Source organism: Marinicrinis lubricantis, assembly GCF_042658665.1.
Taxonomy (GTDB): Bacteria; Bacillota; Bacilli; order Paenibacillales; family KCTC-33676; genus Marinicrinis; species Marinicrinis lubricantis.
This window is the reverse complement of the sequence record NZ_JBHSQV010000034.1, coordinates 1-23690: the sequence shown is the minus strand read 5'-3', so window position 1 is coordinate 23690 and position 23690 is coordinate 1. Positions and strand designations below refer to the sequence as shown.

Sequence of the window (23690 nt, the reverse complement as noted above, 5' to 3'; positions counted from 1 at the left end):
CTACACCGCCTCCTGTTCGGACTCTTCCGCATCATCCGCAGTCAGTTGTTCAAATGCGTCATCCAGACTTCCTTGGTCGATCCGCAGTCCTTTTATTTTATATCCATTCTGAAATATGAAAGCCAGCACTTCTTCTACCTGCCTCGTCTCGATAAACAACCGCTGCCCCTCTGCACGGGATCCCATAATGCCGTTTAATTGAGATAATTCCGCCAGAAGCGCCGAGTCTTCCGGAATGAATGATAAAGTTTGGCTTGTAAGCATCGATTTCATTTCCTCAGGACTTCCATCCGCAACAATCGTCCCTCGATGAAACAGAATGATCCGATCTGAAATATCGTCCGCTTCCTTCAAGTAGTGCGTTGAGAACAGGATGGTCTTCCCCTGCTTCGCCATGGCGCGAATACTGTCCCAGAACAGCCGCCGAGCTGCTATATCCATTCCGACCGTCGGTTCGTCTAGAAAAATAAGATCCGGATTTCCCACGATCGCCAGTGCAAAATTAAGCCTGCGCTTCAACCCCCCGGACAGCTTATCCGCTTTTTTCTTCACTACATCCTGAAGCCCAGCGAGCTTAAGCAGTTCTTGCTTCGGCAAAGGCTTGACATAATAGCTGCGAAACAAGTCAATGATTTCACCGACGGTAAGTCCGTCCGGGACGCTCACCTCCTGCAGCATAGCGCCAATTCGTTCACGCACTTCCTTACGGCCCGGTTCTTTGCCGAATACTTGGATGATCCCTTCTGTGCACTGGATTAAGCCGAGCATCATCATCATCGTCGTCGTCTTTCCAGCTCCGTTCGGTCCTAAGATCGAGACGATAGACCCTTCCTTTATCGTAAAAGAAATGTCGTTCACCGCTTTTTTACCTTTGAAGGTTTTGGTTACATGACGAACCGTAACTGCATTCATACGTTCACCTCCGCAATTGATAGCTTTATCGTAAAACAGAAGGACTCGGTCACTGAAGTCTAAGGAGTCATTACTTTCTAATGACAAATGTCATATGTTCCGAATACATGCAGTTCACTCATCATTTTTTACAAGCAAGGCTATCTATTATCGGATATACTAGGATTAAAAGGAATATTTTAATCAGAGGGAGGATCTTGTGATTACGGAACCGTCCTACTCCTTCTCTCGTAGTTAAACAATACTAAAGACAGTGTTTCAGTTTTCGAACATGGGGGGAGAATAGTGTGAAGACATTAGAAGAACTGCAGCACCGCTTGATGGATGCGAAGGAACGTATGCATCGGCTGCACCGGGCGGAGTCCCGCAGAGAAAGTCTTCAGAAAAGACTGAGGGAACAGGAACGTGTCGTCATGCGTTTGGAACTGGAACTCGAATCAGAACAGGCCGACGTCGAGAAGCTGATGAGGCTTTCCCTGACAAACCTGTTTCATACGATCCTTCGCAGTAAAGATGAACAGCTGGAGCTGGAACGCCAGCAGGCTTTGGCCGCTGCACTCAAGCTTCAAGAAGCGAAACAGGAGCTCGAGGATCTTAACGATGACTTGAAGAGCATCGGAGACGACCTGCTCAATTATCGGAATGCAGAGCACGAATACAGCGAATGGCTGGCCGAGAAGGAAGCATATCTGCGCAGTGCCCCTGCCTCCAACAATCTTTTGTTAGACATGGATGAGCAAATTGCAGATCATGCGGTGATGCTCAAAGAGCTAGCCGAGGCGGTGTCTGCCGGCAAACGTGTCATGGCCTCGCTTGAAGATGCTTCTGCCAGCTTGGAAAAGGCTGAGAATTGGGGGAATTGGGATATGTGGGGCGGTGGAGGAATGATCAGCACACATCTGAAGCATAACCACATCGACGACGCCAAGCAATATATCCATAACGCCAACCACCTGCTTCAATCCTTCCAAGATGAATTAGAGGATTTAAAGCGTTCCTTTCACATTCAAGTCGAAATCGATGGCCTGCTGAAAATGGCCGATTATTGGTTTGATGGACTGATTACGGATTGGGTCGTTCAAGGACGAATTAAGAATGCTCAAGAACAAGTCCTCGAAGCATTGGATCAAATTCGCACCGTCGTTCTCAAACTGCAAGCCGAGCATACTTCCACAGAATCCGCACTTCAAGGATTGAAATCCAAACGAACAGCATGGATCGAACAATCGGAGCTGGAGTAATAATGGTTGAATGATTCTCGGTAGGCGCCATTACAATATATTCTAAAAGAAGAGCCCGGCGGCTCTTTTTTTATGTATGGAGCGGGTGATGGGAATACTCAGCGTTCCTTTATTGGAAATGGAGCCTTACGGCTCGACTATGGTTAACGCTGACGCGCGTCCTACTTCGCTTCCCCTTCGATGCCTTCACGGACGGTCGAACCCTTTGTGGCTTCTCATCCCGTCACCCAACAAAAAAGAGCCTTGCGGCTCTACTTTTTTATGTATGGAGCGGGTGATGGGAATCGAACCCACGCTACCAGCTTGGAAGGCTGGAGTTCTACCATTGAACTACACCCGCATATGAAATAGTGACAAAAAGTAGTATAGCATCCTTTTTCGGAAATTGCAATTGTCATTTGTTGGTTCTATACTGGACAGGAGATGATATTGAGGAGGGTGACTTAGAATGAAGTATCGCAGATTAGGACGCACGAATCTCAAGGTATCTGTCATCGGCGTAGGCACATGGCAGTTCGGCGGAGAATGGGGTCAAGAATATACTGCGCAAGAGGCAGCCGATATTTTAGACCGCTCCAAGGAACTGGGCATCAATCTAATCGATACCGCTGAATGCTATGGTGATCATCTATCGGAGCAACTGATCGGACAATATATGAAGAACCAGAAGCGGGACGACTGGGTGATCGCTACGAAATTCGGCCACCGCTTCAACAGCTTGTTCGACCGGACGAACGATTATTCACCCGATGGCGTCGCTCAGCAATTGGACGCTTCTCTGAAAGCACTGCAGACCGACTATGTAGACCTGCTGCAGTTCCATTCCGGCTCCAATGAACATTTTGACAATGATGCTCTTTGGACTGCCCTGGATAAACTCAAGCAGGCTGGAAAAGTTAGATACCTTGGCATCTCGATCGGTGCGAATGACAACATCCATCAAACGTCTGCCGCAAGCAAAGTCGGCGCGGATGTCATTCAAGTCGTCTATAACCGCCTTGAACGTCAACCAGAGAAGGAAGTTTTCCCATCCTGTATTGAACAGGATTTAGGCGTACTTGCTCGCGTTCCCCTAGCCAGCGGTTTCCTCAGCGGAAAATATAAGCCGGGTGCAACCTTTGCCGGCAACGATGTCCGTTCACGCAGAGACGCGGAAGATGTCAAAAGAAAACTGGAAGAAGTTCAGCACATTCGTGAACAGGAAGTTCCTCAGGGAATGAATATGGCTACATGGGCACTCACCTGGTGTCTGAAACATGATGCCGTTACTTGTGTCATTCCTGGATGCAAAAATCCAGAGCAAGTTGAAGCGAATGCCAAAGCAGCTGAATATATTGGCGACGGCCATCCGCAAGCTTGGAAGGAATAAAGAGGCCATCAACATATTTAAGGCGGGCCTTCGAAGTGAAGAGACCCGCCTTCCTTATTCGATCAGTTCCTTGTGGCGAAAGCAATCTGACACATGATCATTCACCATTCCTACTGCCTGCATAAACGAGTAACAAATCGTCGAGCCGACGAATTTAAACCCTCTTTTCTTCAAATCCTTACTCATCGCGTCCGATTCCGCGGTCGTCACCGGCACATCCTTCAGTTCCTTCCAAGCGTTCACACGGGGAGCGCCGCCTACGAACTGCCAAATATATGCATCAAAACTCCCAAACTCCTGCTGTACAGCTAAGAAGGCCTTCGCGTTTTGAACAGCCGCTGCAATTTTCAATCGATTTCTCACGATCCCCGGATCCTCCAACAAAGCCTCAAGCTTCGCTTCGTCATACGCCGCTACCCGCTCCGGCTGAAACCCATCAAATACACGCCGATAATGCTCCCTCTTCTGCAAAATCGTCCACCAGCTTAATCCCGCCTGGGCCCCTTCGAGAATCAGCATTTCAAACAGCTTCTGATCATCGTGCACCGGAACGCCCCACTCTTGATCGTGATACGCTATGTAGAGCGACTCTTGGTTGACCCATCCGCACCTTTGTTTTTCCATCCGGACATCCTCCATCTCATCAATAAAATCGATCCTCGTCTTGAATGACTTTTCGACCCATAAATCCCTCGTTCACTCCGTGATAATGAGTAATCCCGTCCTCTCCCTGCTTCCAGCAAAGCAGCACTTCCTCCCCTTCCAGCCTCGAAGGAAAATCCAGCAGACCCAGTTCAATGCTCTTTAATTGGACGCCTTGCTTAAATATATTTTGAATATGCAGCTTTGCTTCAATCTGTAAAAATTCCAATTCGCTCTCCACTTGAAACAGCGCCCGCTCCTCTGCCCCTTCATACCGCATTTCTTTCAAAAAGGCGTACAGTTCATCAAACCGGTTCTTGAGTGCTTGAAGCTTGTCTAATTCCTGTTCCAGTATAGGCAGCAGCTTGCCTGCTTCTTCTAAAGTGAAATATTTATCCACGAAGTATCACCACCATCATCTTAATCATTAATTCGAATTAATAGACTTCCATTCGCTCCCCGACCGAGCTTCACATTGCATTTCGGACAATTCGTAACGGACTGGGGCACTGAGATGATCTGGTCGCAGGCAGGACAGCGTTCAACTCCCTGCTTCGCTGTTTTCACAATATGCTTATAACCTTTCATCACGTTATAAATGCCAATCGCCAGCAAGATGAACGCGATAACCACTAACAATCTAAATAATATGACAATCATCATAACCCTCCTGCTCATGAATAGCTCTAGTATACAACACCTTGTGCACCCATTCCAAAAGCGAAGTGCTTCGGCTAATCTATGAATTTATGATTTGATCTGGATCAATGAAAGAGGGGGATTCTATGAAATCACGTCCTCTTTTTGTAAATTGTAGTTTACATTCTTTTTCAAAATATCGTATGATGATACGGTACAACTCAATACCATATATGGAAGCAGGTTCTTGATTCCCACTGTATGAAGGGGAACTCAAGATGAAAAGGGAAGTCCGGTGAAAATCCGGCACGGTCCCGCCACTGTAACAGAGGAGTATCCGTCCAGCGTTGAACGCATTAAGGTTTTCAGCGCAGTCAGAATGAAACAGCCACTGGTCCCCGGACTGGGAAGGCGGACGGATATGAGGATTCTGGAGTCAGGAGACCTGCCTGTTTCTAAATACACTGTGAACCTACGGGAGATAGGGAGGTGTGAAAGCAGCGTTTCAATACGATCATGAAGCGGCTTTTTCCCTATTCTTTTTTTCGGGAAGAAGCCGTTTTTTATGTGCAGATGATTCGATTGACAACCATTTTGAAGGAGGTACGAAACCATGACAACCATTCAAACCAGTAATCTAGGATATCCGCGCATCGGCGAAAACCGAGAGTGGAAAAAGGCGCTGGAGGCTTTCTGGAAAGGACAAATAGCGGAGGAGGAGCTGTACAAGCAGTTAAAAGAGATGCGGCTATCCTATTATAGAAAACAAAGGGATGCCGGCATCGACTTGGTTCCTGTAGGTGATTTCACCGCTTATGATCATATGCTTGATCTCAGCGCGATGTTCGGTCTTGTGCCAGGACGTTTTCCCTATGCGGGAGGGAAAGTAGATCTTGCCACCTATTTCGCTATGGCCAGAGGAACGAAGGAAGCCGCAGCTTGTGAAATGACCAAATGGTTTAATACGAATTATCACTATATTGTTCCTGAAATCGGGCAGAGAGAGCCTAAACTCACGCACAATCGACCACTTGAAGCTTATTTGGAAGCGAAAGAGGAGCTTAGTCTGGAAGGTAAGCCGGTCATGGTTGGCCCGTATACGTTTCTTAAATGCGCCAAAGGCTACGCCTCTTCCGAGCTGCAGTCTCTTCTCATGACCTTTGCCGAGCTGTATGGAGAAGTGCTGAAGCAGCTGGAGCAGGCAGGCGTTGTATGGGTACAGCTGGATGAACCGGCCTTAGTTCTGGAGATGGAACGAGAAGAGCTGGTTTGGGTCAAAGCCGCGTATGAGCGAATGGCGGAAGCCGCGCCTGGTTTGAATTTGATTCTGCAAACGTATTTCGACTCGGTTCATATGCCGGAACAAGTATTTGAGCTTCCCGTTCAAGCATTCGGCCTTGATTTCGTCCATGGCCGTCAAGGAAACATGGCGGTGCTCCGCTCCAGACTGTTTCCACAAGACAAAAAGCTCGCGATCGGCATCATCGATGGGCGCAACATATGGCGCAGCGATCTTGCGGCGGATCTAGAGCTGCTGCGTGAAATCTCCGGATACATCACTCCAGATCGCTGGATCATACAGCCTTCTTGCAGTCTGTTGCATGTCCCTGTCACTGTAAAATACGAACAACTGCCGGATCCAATCATTCAGCAAGCTTTAGCCTTTGCCGATGAGAAACTGGCGGAAGTCGTAGTACTGTCACGCGCCTATACAGGAAATGCCAGCGCAGAGGAAGCTGCTTTCGCAAGTCGCGCGGCACTTCTTCGATTAAATCAATCCCCTTCCAGGCGCGTCGCTGAAGTAGTCAACCAGATGGAAGCCATTGATCAGTTGAGTACGGCTCGAACCACCACCTTCGAAGAGCGCTACCAAAAGCAGTTAAAAAAACTGCAGCTTCCTCCTCTGCCAACGACGACGATCGGCAGCTTTCCTCAAACCGCGGAGGTTCGGAAAGCGAGACGGCAATGGAAGAATGGACAATGGACTGAGGCGCAGTATCAAACGTTCATTCAGGAGCAGATACGGGAATGGGTCGACATTCAGGAGAACCTTGGACTGGACGTCCTTGTCCATGGCGAATTTGAACGTAACGACATGGTTGAGTTTTTCGGAGAGCGGCTTTCCGGATTTACCTTTACCCAGAACGGATGGGTGCAATCTTACGGGTCAAGGTGCACTAAACCGCCTATCATTTATGGAGATGTCTCGCACGACGCTGCGATGACCCTGCAGGAAACGCTATTCGCAAGGTCGCTGACACACAAGCCGATCAAAGGAATGTTGACCGGTCCCGTCACGATACTTGCTTGGTCGTTCGTCCGCAACGACATTCCAGAACGAGACGTCGCCTATCAAATTGCACTCGCTCTTAGAGAGGAAGTTTCTTTGCTGGAGCAGAGCGGAATTCATATTATTCAAGTGGATGAACCGGCCATTCGAGAATTGACGCCGCTCAAGCGAAGTGAATGGGACGATTATTTCGAGTGGGCGGTCAAAGCGTTCAAGCTGTGCACTTCCCATGTGAAGGATGAAACCCAGATTCATACCCATATGTGTTATGCAGAATTCCACCAAATCATCGATGTCATTAAAGCACTCGACGCCGATGTCATCTCCATTGAGACGTCTCGAAGCCACGGGGAACTGATCCATGCCTTCCAGGAGCAGCCGTATGAAAAAGGCATTGGGCTTGGCGTATATGACATTCACAGCCCGAGAGTGCCTGAAGTTCAGGAAATGCTGAACATCATTGAGGAATCTTTAAAGGTGCTGCCCCCAGACCGATTCTGGGTCAATCCAGATTGCGGGTTGAAAACACGGAACAAAGAAGAAACCGCCGCCGCTCTCTCGAACATGGTGCAGGCGGCGAAAGAAGCAAGAAAGCAATTATCTGTAAAGGTGTAATGACTTAAGCAATCGACCATATCCAATGGCGAAGATTGAATCTATCACCAGCATAAGAAGAAAATAGCATCACAAAAAATACAGCCTTTCCTTTCACGGAAATGGCTGTATTTTTTCGGGATTCATTCGATTACTGCAGAAGCGTTGAAGGCGTGCCGGCGTACAAGAGGTGCAGCTTGTGCAGCGCTCTCGTACATCCTACATAAAGCAGCTTGGCGTTTTGAGTCGTAGCAGGGTAATGCGCTTCGTCTACGTCCAGCAGCAAGGCCGCATCGAACTCCAAGCCTTTAGACAAATAAACTGGCAGCACTGACAAACCGCCTCGATATTTCGTTTCATTTCCGTCGATCAGTACCGGTTCCCAGCCGCCTGCTGTAAGTTCTGCGTGAATTTCTCTGCACTCCTCCAACGTCCTTCCCATGACAGCAATCGAATCAAATGCCCTGCATGCTTCGAGAAACTCTATGATCTGCTCCAGCCTTTCTGGATGGGCTGCATATTCGGTCACACGAACCGGTTCTCCGCTGCGAAATACAGGAACAGCCGCAGGCATCTCATCCCCGGCATGCTTTAACACCCGATTGGCAAACTCAATAATTTCGGTTGTGGAACGATAGCTCTGCAGCAGCTGGTGAAATGAAAGCTGCTCCGGTTCGAACAGCTCTGTGAATTCACCCCAACCCCGAATTCCCTTATATTCATGGATACCCTGCGCCACATCCCCAAGAATCGTAAACGACGGCTCCCTCATGAACTGCTTCAGCAGTGCAATCTGGAAAGGAGAAACATCCTGCGCCTCATCGATCACGATATGATCCAGCATGTTGCCCTTTCTTCCATACAGTTTAAGGCTGATATATGCAAGTGCCGTCAAATCCTCCGCATCGGCCTTTCCGCGTTCCAATCTTTTTCTCGTCCAGCTGACGAGCTTTTCCGGCAGCTTCTGATACATCGGTTCCGATTCACTGATACGCACCTTCCCCATGCCATAACCATAGCACCACCCGTAAACGCTTAGCGGTGTCGGTTCAGGCCACTTTTTCACATAGGAGCTGAAGCGCTGCCTCGCCAGCTTCCTTTTTTCCTTCGGATTGGTGAGTGTCTGTGAACTCAATTCCATCTCCATCCATCGTTTGATCCGGGCAATAACCCGCTCCCTCCTTTTCGCCAAAGGATAATGACGATATTCCTCGTCATACCAGCGGCGAATTTCCGAAGCAGCGAGCACCTTTCCGTCCCAAATCTCCAAATTCTCCATAGGCGTGCTATTTTTCTCGTACACTTTTAAACAGCTGTCCAGCCACCTCTTGTAACGAAGCGAGCCTTTGAAACGCCCGGGCACCTGATTGCTGATCGGCCTGATCCGATCCGGCTTGAACCAATGGCTGAGCTGCGTCTCTTCCTTCGTCAGGTGAATCTCATCTTGGATCTGTTCAAGTGCCCATGCAGTAAACGTCGTCTGCTGAATCCCGCCTACACCCAGTTCAGGAAGCACATCCGAAATATAATCCAAAAACATCGTGTTCGGTGCAAAAATTACCATACGTTCGGCTCGCACCTGCTCTTGGTATTGGTAAATCAAATAGGCTAGCCGATGCAGTGCTACCGTCGTTTTCCCGCTCCCCGCCACCCCTTGAATAATGAGTGCTTTGTTGCGGGGCGCACGAATGATTCGATCCTGTTCAGCTTGGATCGTAGATACAATATCCCGCAGCCGATTGTCCTTCTTCTCCCCCAACTTATAGAGCAGAAACTCATCCCGAACATCCAGATTCTCTCCGCCGCGGACGTAGCTGTCCACCACTCGCAGCAGTTCACCCTGACGTACTGCCAAATTTCGTTTTAGATGTATCGTACCCTCGATCTCTCCATCCGGGGAATCATAGATGACCGGCTGATCCCCGCCGGTAAACGAGTAAAACAAGCTGGCTACCGGCGCTCTCCAATCGATAATGCGAGGATCACCGGTTTCCGTGTCCTCCAGTCCATGCTTTCCGATGTACAGCCGCTTCGGCTGATCCTGATCAGGCTCCTGAAAGTCAATCCTTCCAAAATAAGGTTCTGCCGATAATGCCGTTAACCGCATCCGCTGCTCTTCTCTGATGGCATCCAACACTTGTTCCGTATAATCATCGCCAAAATATCTCGGGCCTATCGAACTAAGCTGCTTGTCAATTTCCTTTCTCGTCTGCTCTAAACGTTCCTGCTCATCCGAGAACGCCGCATCCAGCATCAACTTCTCCTCCTTCTCATGTGACCGCTTCAATATTTTGGCATAATCTTCACAAAAATAGTAGACTGCAATTTTTCATTTTGGTATGATGTAGATTAAGGATTACCTATTTTAAATTTAACAATATTTTACATATTGATATAAAAATGACCTCGCTGTGAAGCGAGGCTTTGTTTTGTTTTGTTTTATCATTTTCATTCCTTCTTGATGCAGCTTAGCGATGAAGCCTACTGCCTTGTCCCATCCTTGTCATCTCGTCCGATTCATATACGTGAACCCCCTGCTTCTTTCGTTGTGCAGAGGCCACCATCGATGCTGCCGCGTTCTGTGCGGTGATCGGACGATACCTGCGAAGCTTGCCTACAAGCAAGACGAACAAGGCTTTTGCCAGCCGCCCTCCTGCTTTCTCGCCGAATCGAAGCTCCTCCCGCTGACCCAGCAACAATGAAGGACATTCGCCATAGATAAGCTTCCCATCCAAGCTTGGAACGAACGCACGATATGGTCCAACATCATATAGCCACCCTTTGACTGAACCGGGCATCCGCCTTTTCACATAGGGCTCCACAACATGATGATTGATTTCACCGCGCAGCAATGTGCCGTAAACTCACACTTCACAGGTTCCATGCCCGACTTCAATTCGATTATTCTTTGTCCGAATCTCCTCCAACGGCTTTCACCTCGATATCCGCTTGAACCAGCGCTTGATGAAGCTTCTTCGCAAAGCTCAGCGCATGTTCTCCATCGCCATGTACACAAATCGTATCTGCACGCAGCAAAATCCTCTCTCCAGTTAAGGCTTGTACCGCCCCCTCAGATGCCATGTGCAAGCTCTGCTTGATCGCATCCACCTCGCTCACAATGACCGCCTGCGGATGACTGCGCGGTGTCAAACTGCCATCCTTCTGATATGTACGATCGGCAAATACTTCTTCTGCATAGGATAGCCCACGTTCCTCGCTAGCCCGAATCAGCTCGCTTCCAGCTAACCCATAAAGAATCAAACTGTCATCACAATCGATGACGGAACAGACGATAGCATCGGCCAAGCCGCGGTCTCTGGCAGCCATATTGTAGAGCGCACCGTGCGGCTTAACATGATGAAGCCGGCCTCCCATCGCCCGTACGAAGCCGGTTAAGGCGCCGATCTGATAAACCATTAGATCATATACTTCCTCCGGCGACACTTTTATTTCTCTGCGCCCGAATCCCATCCTGTCCGGCAGTCCCGGGTGTGCTCCAACGGCCACATCGTGCCGCAGGCACAGCTCCACCGCAGCTCTCATCACGCTTGGATCTCCTGCGTGAAACCCGCAAGCGATATTTGCCGAGCTGATCCATTGCACGATCTGTTCATCCTCACCTAGCCGATATACACCAAAGCTCTCTCCCATATCACAATTGATATCAATCTTCATCACCCGTCCCGCTCCCCTTTCATGCGAATGAATCGCTTAAGCATCCGAAGCTCCTGCTCCCGCTTATATAAGGCATATTCCGCCTCCTCGTGCGTGATGAAAGTAAACCGCACTTCTCCTCCGGGAGGAACTTGCGACAGCAAATGCAGGTCTGCCGAGATGACTTGAGCGATTCTCGGATATCCCCCCGTCGTCTGGCTATCGGACATGAGTACAATCGGTCTTCCATCCGGCGGGACCTGCACAGTGCCCTTTAGAACGCTCTCGGAGCGCATCTCCAGCGGCTGCATAACAGATAACGTATATCCCTCTAACCGATAGCCCATCCTGTCTGAACGAGAAGTCACCTGATAAACCGAATGAGCAAAACGTTCCCCGCTTTCTTCTCCAAAGTGGGCGTACTCTCTTCCGGGAACGGCTCTCACCTGTTGAGGCTTAGAAATAGAAAGTGGGGACACACTCCATCGTGGATAATAAAGCTTGCAGCCTAGAGCATGATTTACCGCTGCCCCAGGTACGGATTCGATCGCCCAATCCCCCGTTTCGAGCTGATCGCCTGCCTGTAAGCTTCTACCCAGCAAGCCCGGGAGCTTCCCCCGGACGTATGTGCTGCTGCTTCCCATATACGGTTCCGACTTTATTCCGCCTCTTATCGCCAAATATGCAATCGCGCCCTCACGAAAGGCGCCCATCGTTAGTACGCTGCCTTCTGGAATCCATACCGGTCGCCAAGAAGGAATCGGCACTCCGTCGGCAGATGCCGATATGTCACCGCCGCACAGGCTAATCCAGCAGCCGTAATTGAACCGCAGCTGCGGTCCCAGCGAGATGACCTCGAGTGCAGGCGCGGCAGGATCGTTGCCGACCAATTCGTTTGCAATCCGATAAGACCAATCGTCCATGGCACCACCGCGAGGCACGCCATATTTCATCCATCCGACTCTGCCTCGATCTTGAACGGTTGTGAACAATCCGGCTTTCATTACATCAATCTGCAATTCATTCGCCTCCCTGCTTCAGCTTCCAATATTGCGCTTCATCGATAGGTACGAAGCGAATTTGGTCTCCGGCCTGAATCAAAACAGGGGGATTCATCTCCGGCATGAACAATCGCAATGGCGTCCGACCGATCACATTCCAACCGCCCGGCAGTTCCAGCGGGTAAATGCCAGTCTGCCCGCCTCCGATGCCAACACTGCCTGCCGCAACGGTCTTACGGGGCACAGATTTACGAGGAACAGCCAGACTCGGATCCAACCCCTGCAAATATGGGAACCCCGGCGCAAAGCCGATCATCTGCACCGTATAAGTCGGTCCGCAATGACGTTCAATGAGCTCCTGCCTGCCTATTCTGAGCCCATTCGCTGCTTCCTCCAAATCCGGTCCCCATGTTCCGCCATAGCATACAGGAATCTCGATCAATCGACTAGATGAACCGCCTTCATGAAAGTGCATCGAACGAAACCGTTCATCGATCCATTTCATCACCCATGTAGATGGGAGCTCTCCTCTGGAAATATCCCATACCTTCATCGGGTCATAATATAACGCAGCGGACATATAGGCTGTCGTCATTTCCTCGTACCCATAGAACGGTTCGCGCTCGATCCTGGCTTGAAACTGCTGCATCATCGGCAATAGATTCACTTGCTGCTGCGAATTGAAATAGATGACTGCAGCATTCTCCGCCAGCGGGAACAGCTCAATACTCAAGCTTTTCATCAGGTTCTCTCCCATCTTGACGTTCATTAGACAGAATGCACTTCACCATTTTCGTTCCTTTTGCTGCCTTCTTCTGAAAATTATACCCAACGGACAAAGCCGAGTACAGAAAAGCACGTATTCATGGTGATCTCACATATTCGCTACAAAACAAATTATCAGTTAACTATATGTTAGTTTATATAACATAAAATTCGCTATTTCATTGAAAATAAACAATTTTTCGTATATACCATTCTTTTATCAGTATATTTATGTTAAAATATGTGACATAAAATATGAATTGAAAATGAGGTGTATACTTTGAAAAAGGAAAGCAAATTTTTGTATTACGTTCAGCTGCTGGATTCAGCTCTTCCCGCAGGGACTTTCTCATTCACCTTCGGTTTGAACGAATTTATAAAAGGAAGGCGCATTTCGGAGGAGGATGAACTGATTCGCAGCATCGATGCTTGGATTCGTTCCTCCTTGTTTTTCACGGAAGGGCTTGTCGTAAAGGGGATGCTTGAAGCGTTAAATGACTCGGATATGAAGAGGTTTTACCGATATGGAGAATGGATTTACTTACAACGAATGTCTTTTCATTCTGACGAGCCTGAACACCAAATGGGGAAAAAGTATATAAAGCTCGCCAAAACCATTTATCCTTGGATGGATTTAAAAGAAATGGAGCAGTTCACCCGCATGTATTCCGCTGGCACACTTCCCGCCGTTCATGCTTTTACCGCTCACCGTCTTGGCATTTCCTCTAATCAAGCCATGAGAAGCTACTTGTATACATTAGCTCACATGATGGTGAACAGTGCCCTAAGACAAATACCCGTCATGCTTGCTGAAGAAAATAAAATCATGAGCAAGCTCATGCCATCCATATTGGAAACGATGGAAAAAGCAGAGACTCGGAAACCTGAGCAATTATTCAGCTCTGCACAGGTGCAGCGTTATGCTGCTGAGACGATGAATCACCAAGCATACACTCGACTCTTATCTTGACCCTCAAGTGATTGCTGAAATGCTATGGATCATGAGAGGCATGGGTTCAATAACATGCCTTTCAATCCTTGACTCGAAGGAGGCGAATCAATCGGACGACTAAGCACCAAAAAATAATAACTAGAGGCAGCACTACGAATACCATAAACCCTGCATTGGAACGGCTCATCGCTAGGAAATATCCTAAGTAAGGAATATCGAAACTAACGGCCGTTTCGTCACCGCTCGTTTCAGTCTGTATTTTCAGCGTTCTTGGCCCGTCTTCCAAAGCCACATCATGAACGATCATCCCTCCTCCTGTCCATGCTCCGCCATTCAAACGATACACCCATACAGCAATAACGAAACCAAACAACAGCCACAACCACAGCATCGTATACTTCAGTCTATATTTGGGCGATCGGAATACGCCCTTTTTCGCTTTATGCCTGAATCCGAATATGGCTTTCATCCGCTCCATCTTTGGCTCGCCTCCGAAACCGCATGTACACTATAGCTTTCGTAACGAATATGTATTTTTAAAGACAAATAGAACCATTTTTTATAGATATCATCCCATTTCGCCTCTCTCGCAGCTTCATCCGCCATAATACAAAGCACTCTCCAGCCAGCCCATGAATATGCTGTCATCAGTATCAACGCCTATGGACTGAAGGAGGTTTATGCATGATTAGAATTTTTGGGGCGGATCGGCCAATCCAAACTGCTGATGTAGCTGCTCTGAAACCATTGTCACCGGTCGAGGCTCACATATTGGAGCGCATGACGCACAGTCAGGAAATAGTCATTTATAACCACATGGACGAACTTGTATTCGAGCTTCTGTTAAGAAATGCCATTGTCTCAGCCAGCCATGAACTAAATCGCAGCGGGGCTGCTTTCACTGTATTCGCTGACTCCCGCTGCAATCCCGTCTACTGGACACGGACGCCCAACGGAGGATTTCAATTGAATCCCGGCGCTTCCCCTTCGGCTGCCATCGCTGATATTTTTATGAATGGACACAGCTATGGCTTCGAATGCGCCACCGCGATCGTGATCGTTTTTTATCGGGCTTGCCAGACTGTTTTGGGAGACAACGTTTTTGATACCTTATTCGCTGGACTGTACCTTCGAGATTGGCAGCATGATAAGGATTTAAGGTTGACGACTCGCAAGTATATGCTCTACCTTCCAGGCGACGTTCATTATATTAAAAATCCCGACCATGATCCCAGCAAGCCGGAATGGCAAGGAGAAAACATTGTAGATCTCGGATTTGACATGTATTATGGCCATGGCATCGGCATACGCGGATTGGATGAAATGATTGAGATGTTGAATCGGCTGCGCTATCCAGGCGCAACACAGAGCGCCTATTTGCTTGATCAAGCGACACGGCCTGGTTACAGATATTTATCTCAGTTTTATAAGCCCCATCCGGATCAAAGCACCAGACTGCAGCCATTCATAGAAAAGTATATTACCGCCAAGGTAGGTCAAAGCCTCTCCATTTTATAACGGCATGAGAAAAAGCGGGAGAATGAATGATTCTCTCCCGCTTCCATATCAGCCGCTTCGTATTAAGGCAATTCGGAATGCCCCATTAAATATTTATCAACCTCTCGGGCGGCTTCTCGACCTTCATTAATCGCCCACACGACAAGGCTCGCGCCTCTGCGCATATCTCCAGCTGCAAATACGCCTTCAACATTGGTTTTGTATTCGCCGTATTTCGCCTTCGCACCTGTCCAACGATCTCTTTCGACGCCTAGCTGATCGATTACATCTCCTTCTGGACCCGTAAAGCCCAAAGCAAGAAATACAAGATCGGCTTTCCATACTTTTTCTGTACCTTCGATAATTTGATTGTGACGATTACCGTGCTCATCCTTTGTGCGCATAACTTCTACCGTATGAACTTCTTTCACGTTGCCATGCTCATCGCCTACAAATTTTGTCGTCATGATTTTGTAAGCTCTAGGGTCCGTTCCGTAGATTGCTCGCGCTTCTTCCTGCCCGTAGTCTAGTTTGTAGACGTTCGGGAATTCCGGCCAAGGATTGCTGCTGGAACGTGTCGGCAGCGCCTCAGGATAAATAACGAACTGGGTCACGCTGTTGCATTTGTGACGCAGCGCCGTCGCAACACAGTCGGTACCTGTGTCTCCCCCGCCGATCACGATAACATCCTTGCCTTCGGCATTGATGAATTTTCCATCCTGCAGATTAGAATCCAGCAAGCTTTTTTGATTCAAATGCAGGTATTCCATCGCGAAGTGAACGCCTTTTAAATTACGGCCTTCCACTTCCACGTCACGGCCCTTAAGCGCACCGCCGCATAGTACAATCGCATCGAATTCTGCTTTCATTTGATCGACAGGGTAATCCTTTCCGACCTCACAGTTGGTTACAAATTCAACGCCTTCTTCCTTCAACAAGTTAATGCGGCGTTCTACGACTTTCTTATCCAGCTTCATATTCGGAATACCGTACATCAACAGACCGCCGGGACGATCCGATTTCTCGAACACCGTCACCAGATGTCCCGCTTTGTTCAATTGTGCAGCGCAAGCAAGTCCTGCCGGACCAGAACCGATCACGGCAATCTTTTTGCCTGTACGGAATTGAGGCGGGTTAGGTACAACCCAGCCCTCTTCGAATCCTTTATCAATAATCGCCTGTTCAATCGATTTGATTGTAACCGGATCTCCATGCAATCCTACGGTACATGAGCCTTCGCAAGGTGCGGGGCAAACCCGTCCCGTAAATTCAGGAAAATTGTTCGTCATATGCAAGCGGTCCAACGCTTCCTTCCATTTACCGCGATAGACTAGGTTATTCCACTCCGGGATCAAATTGTTCACCGGACAGCCTGATGTCGTCCCGTTCAAGGTAACGCCCGTATGGCAGAAAGGAATACCGCAATCCATACAGCGAGCACCTTGAATCTGCAGCTTTTCTTCGTTGAAGTGAAGGTGGAACTCTTGCCAATCCTTAATCCGTTCTGCCGGGTCTCGGTCCGCAGGAAGCTCTCGCCGGTATTCCATAAATCCAGTTGGTGTTGACATCCTCGTTCCTCCTATCCTGCTTATTGATTCCCGCCCACACGGGATGCTGTATTTTCCACGAAGGCTGCCATGATCGCTTCATCATTGCTCAGCCCATTCTTCTTTCCTCTTTCGATCGATTCAAACATTCTCTTATAATCGCTCGGAATGACTTTCACAAATTTATACTGATTCTCATCCCAACCATTCAAAATACGTTGACCTACATCACTGCCGGTAAACTTCACATGGTTGCGAATCAATTGTTTGACTTCGTTCACTTCGTATTCTTCATCTAGCTGCTCGAGCAGCACCATTTCGGTATTCACCTTGCTCTTAAATGTACCGTCTTGATCATACACATAGGCGATACCGCCGGACATACCTGCAGCAAAGTTGCGGCCCGTTGATCCGAGAATGACGACTCGTCCTCCCGTCATATACTCGCATGCGTGGTCTCCCACACCCTCAACAACCGCCTTCACGCCGCTGTTTCTGACCGCGAATCGTTCACCGGCAATGCCGCGGAAATAAGCTTCCCCGCTCGTAGCACCGTAAAGTGCCACGTTTCCGAGAATGACATTTTCTTCTGGGACGAAAGTGGACTGTGACGGCGGGAATACAATGATCTTACCTCCGGACAATCCTTTCCCCACATAGTCATTGGCATCCCCTTCGAGTGAAAGCGTCATTCCTTTCGGAATGAAAGCACCGAAGCTTTGACCGGCAGATCCATTAAAGTGAAGTCGAATCGTATCGTGAGGCAAGCCCTCTGCACCGTACTTCTTCGTAATTTCACCGCCGACAATCGTACCGACGACGCGGTTCGTATTATGGATCGGCAAAATCGCGTGTACATGCTCCTGGTTGTCAATCGCAGGCTTACAAATATCAAGCAGCTTCTGCATATCAAGTGACTGGTCCAGCTTATGATCCTGCATGATACGGTGGTATCTGCCTACTTCCTCCGGCACCTCCGGTTGGTGCAGAAGAGGACTTAGATCAAGACCTTTCGTCTTGAAATGCTCGCGTGCTTTCTTCACTTCCAGTACATCGGTCCGTCCGATCATTTCATCGATGGTTCTGAAGCCCAATTCCGCCATAATTTCGCGAACGTGACGGGCAATGAACAGCATATAATTGACGAGGTGATCCGGATCGCCTGTAAAGTTTTTGCGCAGCTCTGGATTTTGGGTCGCTACACCGACCGGACACGTATCCAAGTGGCAAACCCTCATCATCACACAGCCCAGCACGACCATTGGTGAAGTAGAGAATCCGTATTCTTCAGCCCCGAGCAGTGCAGCGATGACCACATCGCGTCCTGTCAGCAGCTTGCCGTCTGTCTCCAGCTTCACGCGATCACGAAGGTTATTAAGCAGCAGCGTCTGATGCGTCTCCGCAAGTCCAAGCTCCCAAGGCAGCCCAGCATGCTGCAGACTGGTTCTTGGTGAAGCACCGGTACCGCCGTCATAGCCGCTGATCAGAATGACATCTGCACGTCCTTTTGCAACCCCTGCGGCAATCGTCCCGACGCCGACTTCCGACACCAGCTTGACGTTAATGCGTGCCGTCGGATTAACGTTCTTCAAATCGTGAATGAGCTCAGCTAAGTCCTCAATGGAGTAAATATCATGGTGCGGCGGAGGCGAGATAAGTCCAACTCCGGCCGTTGTTCCCCGAACTTCCGCAATCCACGGATAAACCTTCTTGCTAGGAAGCTGACCGCCCTCACCAGGCTTTGCGCCTTGAGCCATTTTAATTTGAATTTCATCCGCATTGACCAAGTACTGCGCTGTAACACCGAAGCGTCCAGATGCAACCTGCTTGATCGCACTGCGGCGCAAGTCGCCGTTCTCATCCGGGGTAAAGCGCTCCGGATCTTCGCCGCCCTCACCCGTATTGCTTTTACCGCCAATGCGGTTCATCGCAATAGCCATGCTCTCATGGGTCTCTTTACTGATCGCACCGAAGGATATGGCGCCGGTTTTAAAACGTTTCACGATCGATTCTACCGGCTCTACCTCTTCAATAGGAACTGGTGTGAGCCCGGATTTGAATTCGAGCATGCTGCGCAGTGTAATTTGCTGCTTCGTCTGCTCATTCACCAAGCTGGCGAACTTCTTATACAGCTCATAGTTATTCGTTTTCGTAGACTGCTGGAGAGAGTGGATCGTTTCCGGCGTGAATAGATGCTTCTCGCCTTCTTTTCTCCAAATGTGCTCTCCGCCGGCGTCAAGTGAATCGTATTTCTGGTCTGCGAATGCATGACGATGCTTCGTCAACAGTTCCTCGGCAATCGCTTCTAAATTAATTCCGCCAATACGAGACGGCGTCCAAGTAAAGTATTTATCGATTACGTCCTGAGCAATCCCCAGCGCTTCGAAGATTTGCGCGCCGCGATAGCTTTGGATCGTGGAAATTCCCATCTTGGATAAAATTTTAACAATCCCTTTAGTTGCCGCTTTGATATAATTTTTCTCCGCCTCAGCATAATCGTTGTTCAATATGCCCTGCCCGATCATGTCCTGCAGCGTCTCGTAAGCAAGATAAGGGTAGATCGCATTGGCTCCGTATCCTAGAAGCACAGCGAAATGATGAACCTCTCTCGGTTCGCCAGACTCCACCAGAATGCTGACTTTCATTCGCGAACCTTCTCGAATGAGGTGGTGATGCAGTCCGGATGTAGCCAGCAGTGCAGGAATCGCCGCGTACTCTTTATTCAAGCCGCGATCAGACAAGATAATCAAGCTTGCTCCGTCCGCGATCGCTTGGTCTGCCTCAGCAAAGATGCGATCCAGCGCGTCCTCTAAGCCCTTGCTTCCCTCGGAAGCTTTGAACAGTAAAGACAGCGCGGCCGATTTGAAGTAAGCATCCTGCTCTCCGTAAGCGCGAATCTTAGCGAGCTGCTTGCCACTCAAAATGGGCGTATCCAGCTTGATTTGCTTACAGCTTAGTGCTTCCGGCTGAATCAAGTTTCTTTCCGGTCCGATATTCGTATAAGTTGATGTGATAATTTCTTCGCGAATCGCATCAATCGGCGGGTTCGTGACCTGCGCGAACAGCTGCTTGAAATAGTTGTAGAGCATCTGTGGACGCTCCGATAGTACAGCAGGCGGCACGTCAATCCCCATGGAAGCGGTAGGCTCCATCGCCGTCAATCCCATCGGCTGCAGAATCTTCGTTAAATGCTCGAAGGTATAACCGAATGCCATTTGCGCACGAAGCAGGTCCTCTGTCTGAGCTGGCTCCGCTCCCGCCTCCGGAAGTTCGTCAATCGTACGAAGATTCTCCTTCAACCATTGGCTGTAAGGCTGTTCGCTTACAATCTGTCCTTTCAGCTCTTCATCACTAATGATTCGACCTTGGACCGTATCGACCATCAGCATTTTACCAGGACGAAGACGGTCTTTCTTCACAATGCGTTCTGCAGGTACTTCTAGAACGCCTACTTCGGACGAGAGAATCACCATATCGTCATTCGTCACATAGTATCGTGCAGGACGAAGTCCGTTTCGGTCCAGATAAGCGCCGATGACCGATCCGTCTGTAAAGCAGACCGCAGCCGGTCCATCCCATGGCTCCATTAAAGAGCTGTGGTATTCGTAGAACGCTTTTCTTTCCGGATCCATGTTCTCGTGCTTCTGCCACGGCTCAGGAATCATCATCATCGCGGCATGCGGCAAAGAACGTCCGGAAAGCATCAGAAACTCCAGCGTATTGTCGAAAATTTGTGAGTCACTGCCGTTCTCGTCGACAATCGGAAGCACTTTAGAGAAGTCGTCACCGAATACATCAGTGTCGCACATCGCTTGACGCGCTTTGATCCAGTTCACGTTTCCGCGGAGTGTGTTGATTTCCCCATTGTGAATCATGTAGCGGTAAGGATGCGCTCTTTCCCAGCTTGGGAACGTATTCGTACTGAAACGGGAGTGAACGAGCGCCATGGCCGTTTCCATCTCCGGATTTTGCAGTTCTTTATAGAACGTGTCCACCTGCTCCGGCGTAAGCATCCCTTTGTATACAATCGTACGGCTGGACATGCTGGCAAAATAGAAAGCATCCTTTCCGTCCACAGCCAGCTCACGAGCCTTGTTCTCCGCGATCTTTCGAATCACGTACAGCTTCCGTTCGAAATCAATCCCTTGCTGAACGCCGCTGCGCTCAATAAACACTTGACGCACGTAAGGCTGACTGCTGACCGCGGATTTGCCCAATGTGGAGTTGTCCGTATCGAGTGTTCTCCAGGCAATCAGCTTTTGCCCCGCTTCGCGGATCGCCGCCTCAATCGCTGCTTCACTTTGACTGCGAAGCGCATCGTCCTGCGGCAGGAACAGCATACCGACACCATAATCGCCCTGCTGCGGCAGCGTAAAGCCTTCCTTGGACAGTTCACTTTTGAAAAACGTATGTGGAATTTGCATTAAAATCCCTGCGCCGTCGCCCGTATTACTTTCCGCACCTTGGCCGCCGCGGTGATCAATATTACAAAGAATCGTCAACGCCTGTTTAATAATTTCATGCGACGTTGTCCCCTTTAAATTCGCAACAAAACCGATTCCGCAAGCATCGCGTTCAAACTGCGGATCGTATAAGCCCTGCTTTGGAGGTAAACCCGTATGATTCATCCTGTATTCACCTTTCATGATTAATTTGTTGCAGATGGCACCTGACCCGTTAGAGATTAATGTCCTATTATTCAAAAATTGTAGCATTCTGCGATCCTTCATTTGAATGCATTATACTGTTGATAATTTGCACTTTGATGTACGTGGAATCGATTGGCCATCAGGTTCTTAACTTCAAATCATGTGGATATACCAAGTGAAAGCATTTGTTTATCGACTCATCAAGGGTTATTATATTTGCACCGAAAAACAGCGTGAGTTCGTATAAAAATACATTAATTAAGTTTAAAAATACGATCCTTCATCATCTTATACAGATAACCATCCGTACTGCATTTTAGCCCGCTGCGTTCTTACACCCTTACAGCTGCCTGCTCATCGTTACCACAATGATCCAAAAAATACGAATGATAAACATATATTAATTTATAAATGTTCGTATTCTATTATACCCTAGTCGAGTTCTCTTCCGCATGTTCCAAATTATACAATTCCTTGTTTGATAAAACGAAAACTCCTATGAACGACTAGGCGAATCCCTACATATAGTAGACTATCCGTTGCATGAGGAGGAGAATGATATGCCGCATGTAATCAACATTTATAACCTCAAGATTAACAGCATCTCCAATAACGGTTCTGTTAACATAGGGGAAGCAGTCCACACCTCCCATACCTCGAATACGAAGGCTCAAGGTTCCAACTCTTCCTATGGTGATAGTTCCCCTCCTCGTTCCCTGATGAACAATACTTTCGTGGATCCCGATTTCAATGATATGGGTGAAATTGCGAACCCTGCTCCTGTTAACGCGAAACAATCCTGATGAAATGGAGGGTCTGCACAAGATGCCTTTTATCATTAATATCACGCAAATGAAAACGAATGGAGTTACACAGAATGGAAATATCGACGTCGGCGCGAGCGTGCAAAACTCGCATACCGCTAATACGAAAATCGTCGGAAACAATATGGCATGGGGTGACATTACTGCGGTGAATTCATTGATGCTGAACAATAATCTTGACACCGATGTCAGTGACCAAGACCAAATCGCCAACCCTTCTGCACCAGCTCCCCTGCAGTTTTAATTGCGCCTTTTCAGTGAAATACGGCAAAAAAGCGGCCCTTTGCTGGCCGCCCTTCTGCCTCCACTGACCGTGACTGTTCATGTCAGCACGGTCATTTATAAGGAATGAATCCACGAGATATAAATATTTATGTAATAAAGATCTCTCATCAAAGCAGCGCATGAGGGTATGTTTTATCCATATGCGAAATAAACATAATGGATTGGATCTGATTAGTCCTGTACGAAAAATGAGTTTCTTCGGGAAGGGGGGCCCCTTATGGATATGGATAAACTAAAACAATGGATGGAGTTTGCTCAGAAAGTACAGGGCGGCGATTTCTGGAACAGTGTTTTTAACGGAGAATACGGTAAAGCGTTTATGGACGATTCCTCTTTCCCATTTGAGAATAAAGCTTCAACGGAACAAACCAGTGAGAGCAAGGTTTTTCCGCCGATTGATCTGTATCAAAACGAAAGCCACATCTACATCATCGTTGAAGTCCCGGGACTAAACAAAGAGGATCTGGAAATCTATTTAAAAGGCGATATGTTGATCATTAAAGGGACGCTGCCTTCTAATGTTCGAAATATGACCAAAATTCATGAAGAAAGAAAGTACGGCTCGTTCGAACGAAGTATACGGCTGCCTGAGCCCGCAAATGCGCACACATTTACCGCCCGGTATCATAATGGGTTATTAGAGATCCAGTACCCGAGGGCTAAGCAGGAATCGGCTGTCATTCCAATTGACTAAGCTGTTCCGGTAGTGTCAAAAGATTTATGAAAACTACCTAAAGGGTTAGCTTCTCTCCTATTTACTGGAAGGAGATGCGCCGCAATCGCTCTTGACAAACACGCCAATGGTTTGAGGATTGTTTAACAAGGGCGA

The 23690-nt window shown here is 48.4% G+C and carries 21 protein-coding genes, 1 tRNA gene and 1 riboswitch; of the genes, 8 read left to right on the top strand and 14 right to left on the bottom strand.

From position 1 onward, the window contains the following. Nucleotides 1-912, bottom strand: coding sequence for an ABC transporter ATP-binding protein (locus ACFPXP_RS05720; protein ID WP_379893224.1), 912 nt, complete (start codon nucleotides 910-912; stop codon nucleotides 1-3). 287 nt (nucleotides 913-1199) lie between these two features. Between ACFPXP_RS05720 and ACFPXP_RS05715 the strand changes: the two genes are divergently transcribed. Then, nucleotides 1200-2153, top strand: a complete 954-nt coding sequence (locus ACFPXP_RS05715) for a hypothetical protein (protein ID WP_379893223.1) — start codon at nucleotides 1200-1202, stop codon at nucleotides 2151-2153. Nucleotides 2154-2419: 266 nt separating this feature from the next. On the opposite strand, the gene ACFPXP_RS05710 is transcribed toward ACFPXP_RS05715, so the two are convergent. Continuing rightward, nucleotides 2420-2493 (bottom strand) — tRNA-Gly (locus ACFPXP_RS05710). A gap of 108 nt (nucleotides 2494-2601) precedes the next feature. Between ACFPXP_RS05710 and ACFPXP_RS05705 the strand changes: the two genes are divergently transcribed. Further along, on the top strand, nucleotides 2602-3522 hold the full coding sequence (locus ACFPXP_RS05705; RefSeq protein ID WP_379893222.1) for an aldo/keto reductase: 921 nt from the start codon (nucleotides 2602-2604) through the stop codon (nucleotides 3520-3522). 54 nt (nucleotides 3523-3576) lie between these two features. On the opposite strand, the gene ACFPXP_RS05700 is transcribed toward ACFPXP_RS05705, so the two are convergent. Genes ACFPXP_RS05700 through ACFPXP_RS05690 form a run of 3 tightly spaced genes read right to left on the bottom strand, consistent with a single transcriptional unit; the run spans nucleotide 3577 to nucleotide 4827 of the window. Beyond that, the gene (locus ACFPXP_RS05700; RefSeq protein ID WP_379893221.1) at nucleotides 3577-4146 is read right to left on the bottom strand and encodes a DNA-3-methyladenine glycosylase I; all 570 of its coding nucleotides are present in this window, start codon (nucleotides 4144-4146) and stop codon (nucleotides 3577-3579) included. A gap of 19 nt (nucleotides 4147-4165) precedes the next feature. Next, a complete protein-coding gene (locus ACFPXP_RS05695; RefSeq protein ID WP_379893220.1) occupies nucleotides 4166-4564 on the bottom strand; it encodes a DUF2203 domain-containing protein in 399 nt (132 codons plus the stop codon). A gap of 20 nt (nucleotides 4565-4584) precedes the next feature. Further along, nucleotides 4585-4827 (bottom strand): hypothetical protein, encoded by a 243-nt coding sequence (locus ACFPXP_RS05690; protein ID WP_379893219.1) that lies wholly within the window; start codon nucleotides 4825-4827, stop codon nucleotides 4585-4587. A 200-nt stretch (nucleotides 4828-5027) separates the two neighbouring features. Then, a riboswitch (cobalamin riboswitch) is annotated at nucleotides 5028-5270 on the top strand. A gap of 146 nt (nucleotides 5271-5416) precedes the next feature. On the opposite strand from ACFPXP_RS05690, the gene metE reads away from it, so the two are divergent. Next, the gene (gene metE / locus ACFPXP_RS05685) at nucleotides 5417-7708 is read left to right on the top strand and encodes a 5-methyltetrahydropteroyltriglutamate--homocysteine S-methyltransferase (protein ID WP_379893218.1); all 2292 of its coding nucleotides are present in this window, start codon (nucleotides 5417-5419) and stop codon (nucleotides 7706-7708) included. Nucleotides 7709-7838: 130 nt separating this feature from the next. Here the strand turns inward: metE and ACFPXP_RS05680 are convergent, their stop codons facing one another. The 5 genes from ACFPXP_RS05680 to pxpB all read right to left on the bottom strand — a co-directional run bounded on the left by ACFPXP_RS05680 (nucleotide 7839) and on the right by pxpB (nucleotide 13084). Then, nucleotides 7839-9941: a HelD family protein gene (locus tag ACFPXP_RS05680; RefSeq protein WP_379893217.1), complete on the bottom strand. Its 2103-nt coding sequence runs from the start codon at nucleotides 9939-9941 to the stop codon at nucleotides 7839-7841. A gap of 214 nt (nucleotides 9942-10155) precedes the next feature. Next, nucleotides 10156-10539, bottom strand: coding sequence for a hypothetical protein (locus ACFPXP_RS05675; RefSeq protein WP_379893216.1), 384 nt, complete (start codon nucleotides 10537-10539; stop codon nucleotides 10156-10158). Between the two features lie 49 nt (nucleotides 10540-10588). After that, complete coding sequence (locus ACFPXP_RS05670) at nucleotides 10589-11362, bottom strand: LamB/YcsF family protein (protein ID WP_379893280.1); 774 nt, start codon at nucleotides 11360-11362, stop codon at nucleotides 10589-10591. Beyond that, a complete protein-coding gene (locus ACFPXP_RS05665) occupies nucleotides 11362-12360 on the bottom strand; it encodes a 5-oxoprolinase subunit C family protein (protein ID WP_379893215.1) in 999 nt (332 codons plus the stop codon). The genes ACFPXP_RS05670 and ACFPXP_RS05665 overlap by 1 nt, the downstream gene beginning before the upstream one ends. A 1-nt stretch (nucleotide 12361) precedes the next feature. Then, nucleotides 12362-13084 (bottom strand): 5-oxoprolinase subunit PxpB, encoded by a 723-nt coding sequence (gene pxpB / locus ACFPXP_RS05660; RefSeq protein ID WP_379893214.1) that lies wholly within the window; start codon nucleotides 13082-13084, stop codon nucleotides 12362-12364. Between the two features lie 303 nt (nucleotides 13085-13387). On the opposite strand from pxpB, the gene ACFPXP_RS05655 reads away from it, so the two are divergent. Then, nucleotides 13388-14077: an urease accessory protein UreF gene (locus tag ACFPXP_RS05655; RefSeq protein ID WP_379893213.1), complete on the top strand. Its 690-nt coding sequence runs from the start codon at nucleotides 13388-13390 to the stop codon at nucleotides 14075-14077. A gap of 61 nt (nucleotides 14078-14138) precedes the next feature. On the opposite strand, the gene ACFPXP_RS05650 is transcribed toward ACFPXP_RS05655, so the two are convergent. Next, nucleotides 14139-14537 (bottom strand): hypothetical protein, encoded by a 399-nt coding sequence (locus ACFPXP_RS05650; protein ID WP_379893212.1) that lies wholly within the window; start codon nucleotides 14535-14537, stop codon nucleotides 14139-14141. Further along, entirely contained in the window at nucleotides 14525-14707 is a 183-nt protein-coding gene (locus ACFPXP_RS05645; protein WP_379893211.1) for a hypothetical protein, read from the bottom strand. The genes ACFPXP_RS05650 and ACFPXP_RS05645 overlap by 13 nt, the downstream gene beginning before the upstream one ends. 36 nt (nucleotides 14708-14743) lie before the next feature. Between ACFPXP_RS05645 and ACFPXP_RS05640 the strand changes: the two genes are divergently transcribed. After that, the gene (locus tag ACFPXP_RS05640; protein WP_379893210.1) at nucleotides 14744-15577 is read left to right on the top strand and encodes a protein-glutamine gamma-glutamyltransferase; all 834 of its coding nucleotides are present in this window, start codon (nucleotides 14744-14746) and stop codon (nucleotides 15575-15577) included. Between the two features lie 62 nt (nucleotides 15578-15639). Here ACFPXP_RS05640 and ACFPXP_RS05635 read toward each other — a convergent pair whose 3' ends face one another. Together ACFPXP_RS05635 and gltB are read right to left on the bottom strand one after the other, a co-directional pair. Next, nucleotides 15640-17124 (bottom strand): glutamate synthase subunit beta, encoded by a 1485-nt coding sequence (locus ACFPXP_RS05635; RefSeq protein WP_379893209.1) that lies wholly within the window; start codon nucleotides 17122-17124, stop codon nucleotides 15640-15642. Nucleotides 17125-17144: 20 nt separating this feature from the next. Next, entirely contained in the window at nucleotides 17145-21731 is a 4587-nt protein-coding gene (gltB, locus tag ACFPXP_RS05630) for a glutamate synthase large subunit (RefSeq protein ID WP_379893208.1), read from the bottom strand. Between the two features lie 581 nt (nucleotides 21732-22312). Here gltB and ACFPXP_RS05625 point away from each other — a divergent pair. The 3 genes from ACFPXP_RS05625 to ACFPXP_RS05615 all read left to right on the top strand — a co-directional run bounded on the left by ACFPXP_RS05625 (nucleotide 22313) and on the right by ACFPXP_RS05615 (nucleotide 23555). Beyond that, complete coding sequence (locus ACFPXP_RS05625) at nucleotides 22313-22555, top strand: spore germination protein (protein ID WP_379893206.1); 243 nt, start codon at nucleotides 22313-22315, stop codon at nucleotides 22553-22555. Between the two features lie 22 nt (nucleotides 22556-22577). After that, nucleotides 22578-22820 carry a spore germination protein gene (locus ACFPXP_RS05620; RefSeq protein WP_379893205.1) on the top strand — a complete coding sequence of 81 codons (243 nt, stop codon included), beginning with the start codon at nucleotides 22578-22580 and terminating at the stop codon, nucleotides 22818-22820. A 258-nt stretch (nucleotides 22821-23078) separates the two neighbouring features. Further along, nucleotides 23079-23555, top strand: coding sequence for an Hsp20/alpha crystallin family protein (locus tag ACFPXP_RS05615; protein WP_379893204.1), 477 nt, complete (start codon nucleotides 23079-23081; stop codon nucleotides 23553-23555). The last annotated feature ends 135 nt before the right edge of the window (nucleotides 23556-23690 follow it).

Bases quoted from the DNA above. Each gene is read 5' to 3' on its own strand.
- ACFPXP_RS05705 (WP_379893222.1), top strand. From the start codon at position 2,602: ATGAAGTATCGCAGATTAGGACGCACGAATCTCAAGGTATCTGTCATC.
- metE (WP_379893218.1), top strand. From the start codon at position 5,417: ATGACAACCATTCAAACCAGTAATCTAGGATATCCGCGCATCGGCGAA.
- pxpB (WP_379893214.1), bottom strand. From the start codon at position 13,084: ATGAAAAGCTTGAGTATTGAGCTGTTCCCGCTGGCGGAGAATGCTGCA.
- ACFPXP_RS05625 (WP_379893206.1), top strand. From the start codon at position 22,313: ATGCCGCATGTAATCAACATTTATAACCTCAAGATTAACAGCATCTCC.
- ACFPXP_RS05670 (WP_379893280.1), bottom strand. From the start codon at position 11,362: ATGAAGATTGATATCAATTGTGATATGGGAGAGAGCTTTGGTGTATAT.
- ACFPXP_RS05680 (WP_379893217.1), bottom strand. From the start codon at position 9,941: ATGCTGGATGCGGCGTTCTCGGATGAGCAGGAACGTTTAGAGCAGACG.
- ACFPXP_RS05640 (WP_379893210.1), top strand. From the start codon at position 14,744: ATGATTAGAATTTTTGGGGCGGATCGGCCAATCCAAACTGCTGATGTA.
- gltB (WP_379893208.1), bottom strand. From the start codon at position 21,731: ATGAATCATACGGGTTTACCTCCAAAGCAGGGCTTATACGATCCGCAG.
- ACFPXP_RS05650 (WP_379893212.1), bottom strand. From the start codon at position 14,537: ATGGAGCGGATGAAAGCCATATTCGGATTCAGGCATAAAGCGAAAAAG.
- ACFPXP_RS05620 (WP_379893205.1), top strand. From the start codon at position 22,578: ATGCCTTTTATCATTAATATCACGCAAATGAAAACGAATGGAGTTACA.
- ACFPXP_RS05645 (WP_379893211.1), bottom strand. From the start codon at position 14,707: ATGACAGCATATTCATGGGCTGGCTGGAGAGTGCTTTGTATTATGGCG.
- ACFPXP_RS05720 (WP_379893224.1), bottom strand. From the start codon at position 912: ATGAATGCAGTTACGGTTCGTCATGTAACCAAAACCTTCAAAGGTAAA.
- ACFPXP_RS05700 (WP_379893221.1), bottom strand. From the start codon at position 4,146: ATGGAAAAACAAAGGTGCGGATGGGTCAACCAAGAGTCGCTCTACATA.
- ACFPXP_RS05690 (WP_379893219.1), bottom strand. From the start codon at position 4,827: ATGATGATTGTCATATTATTTAGATTGTTAGTGGTTATCGCGTTCATC.
- ACFPXP_RS05615 (WP_379893204.1), top strand. From the start codon at position 23,079: ATGGATATGGATAAACTAAAACAATGGATGGAGTTTGCTCAGAAAGTA.
- ACFPXP_RS05635 (WP_379893209.1), bottom strand. From the start codon at position 17,124: ATGTCAACACCAACTGGATTTATGGAATACCGGCGAGAGCTTCCTGCG.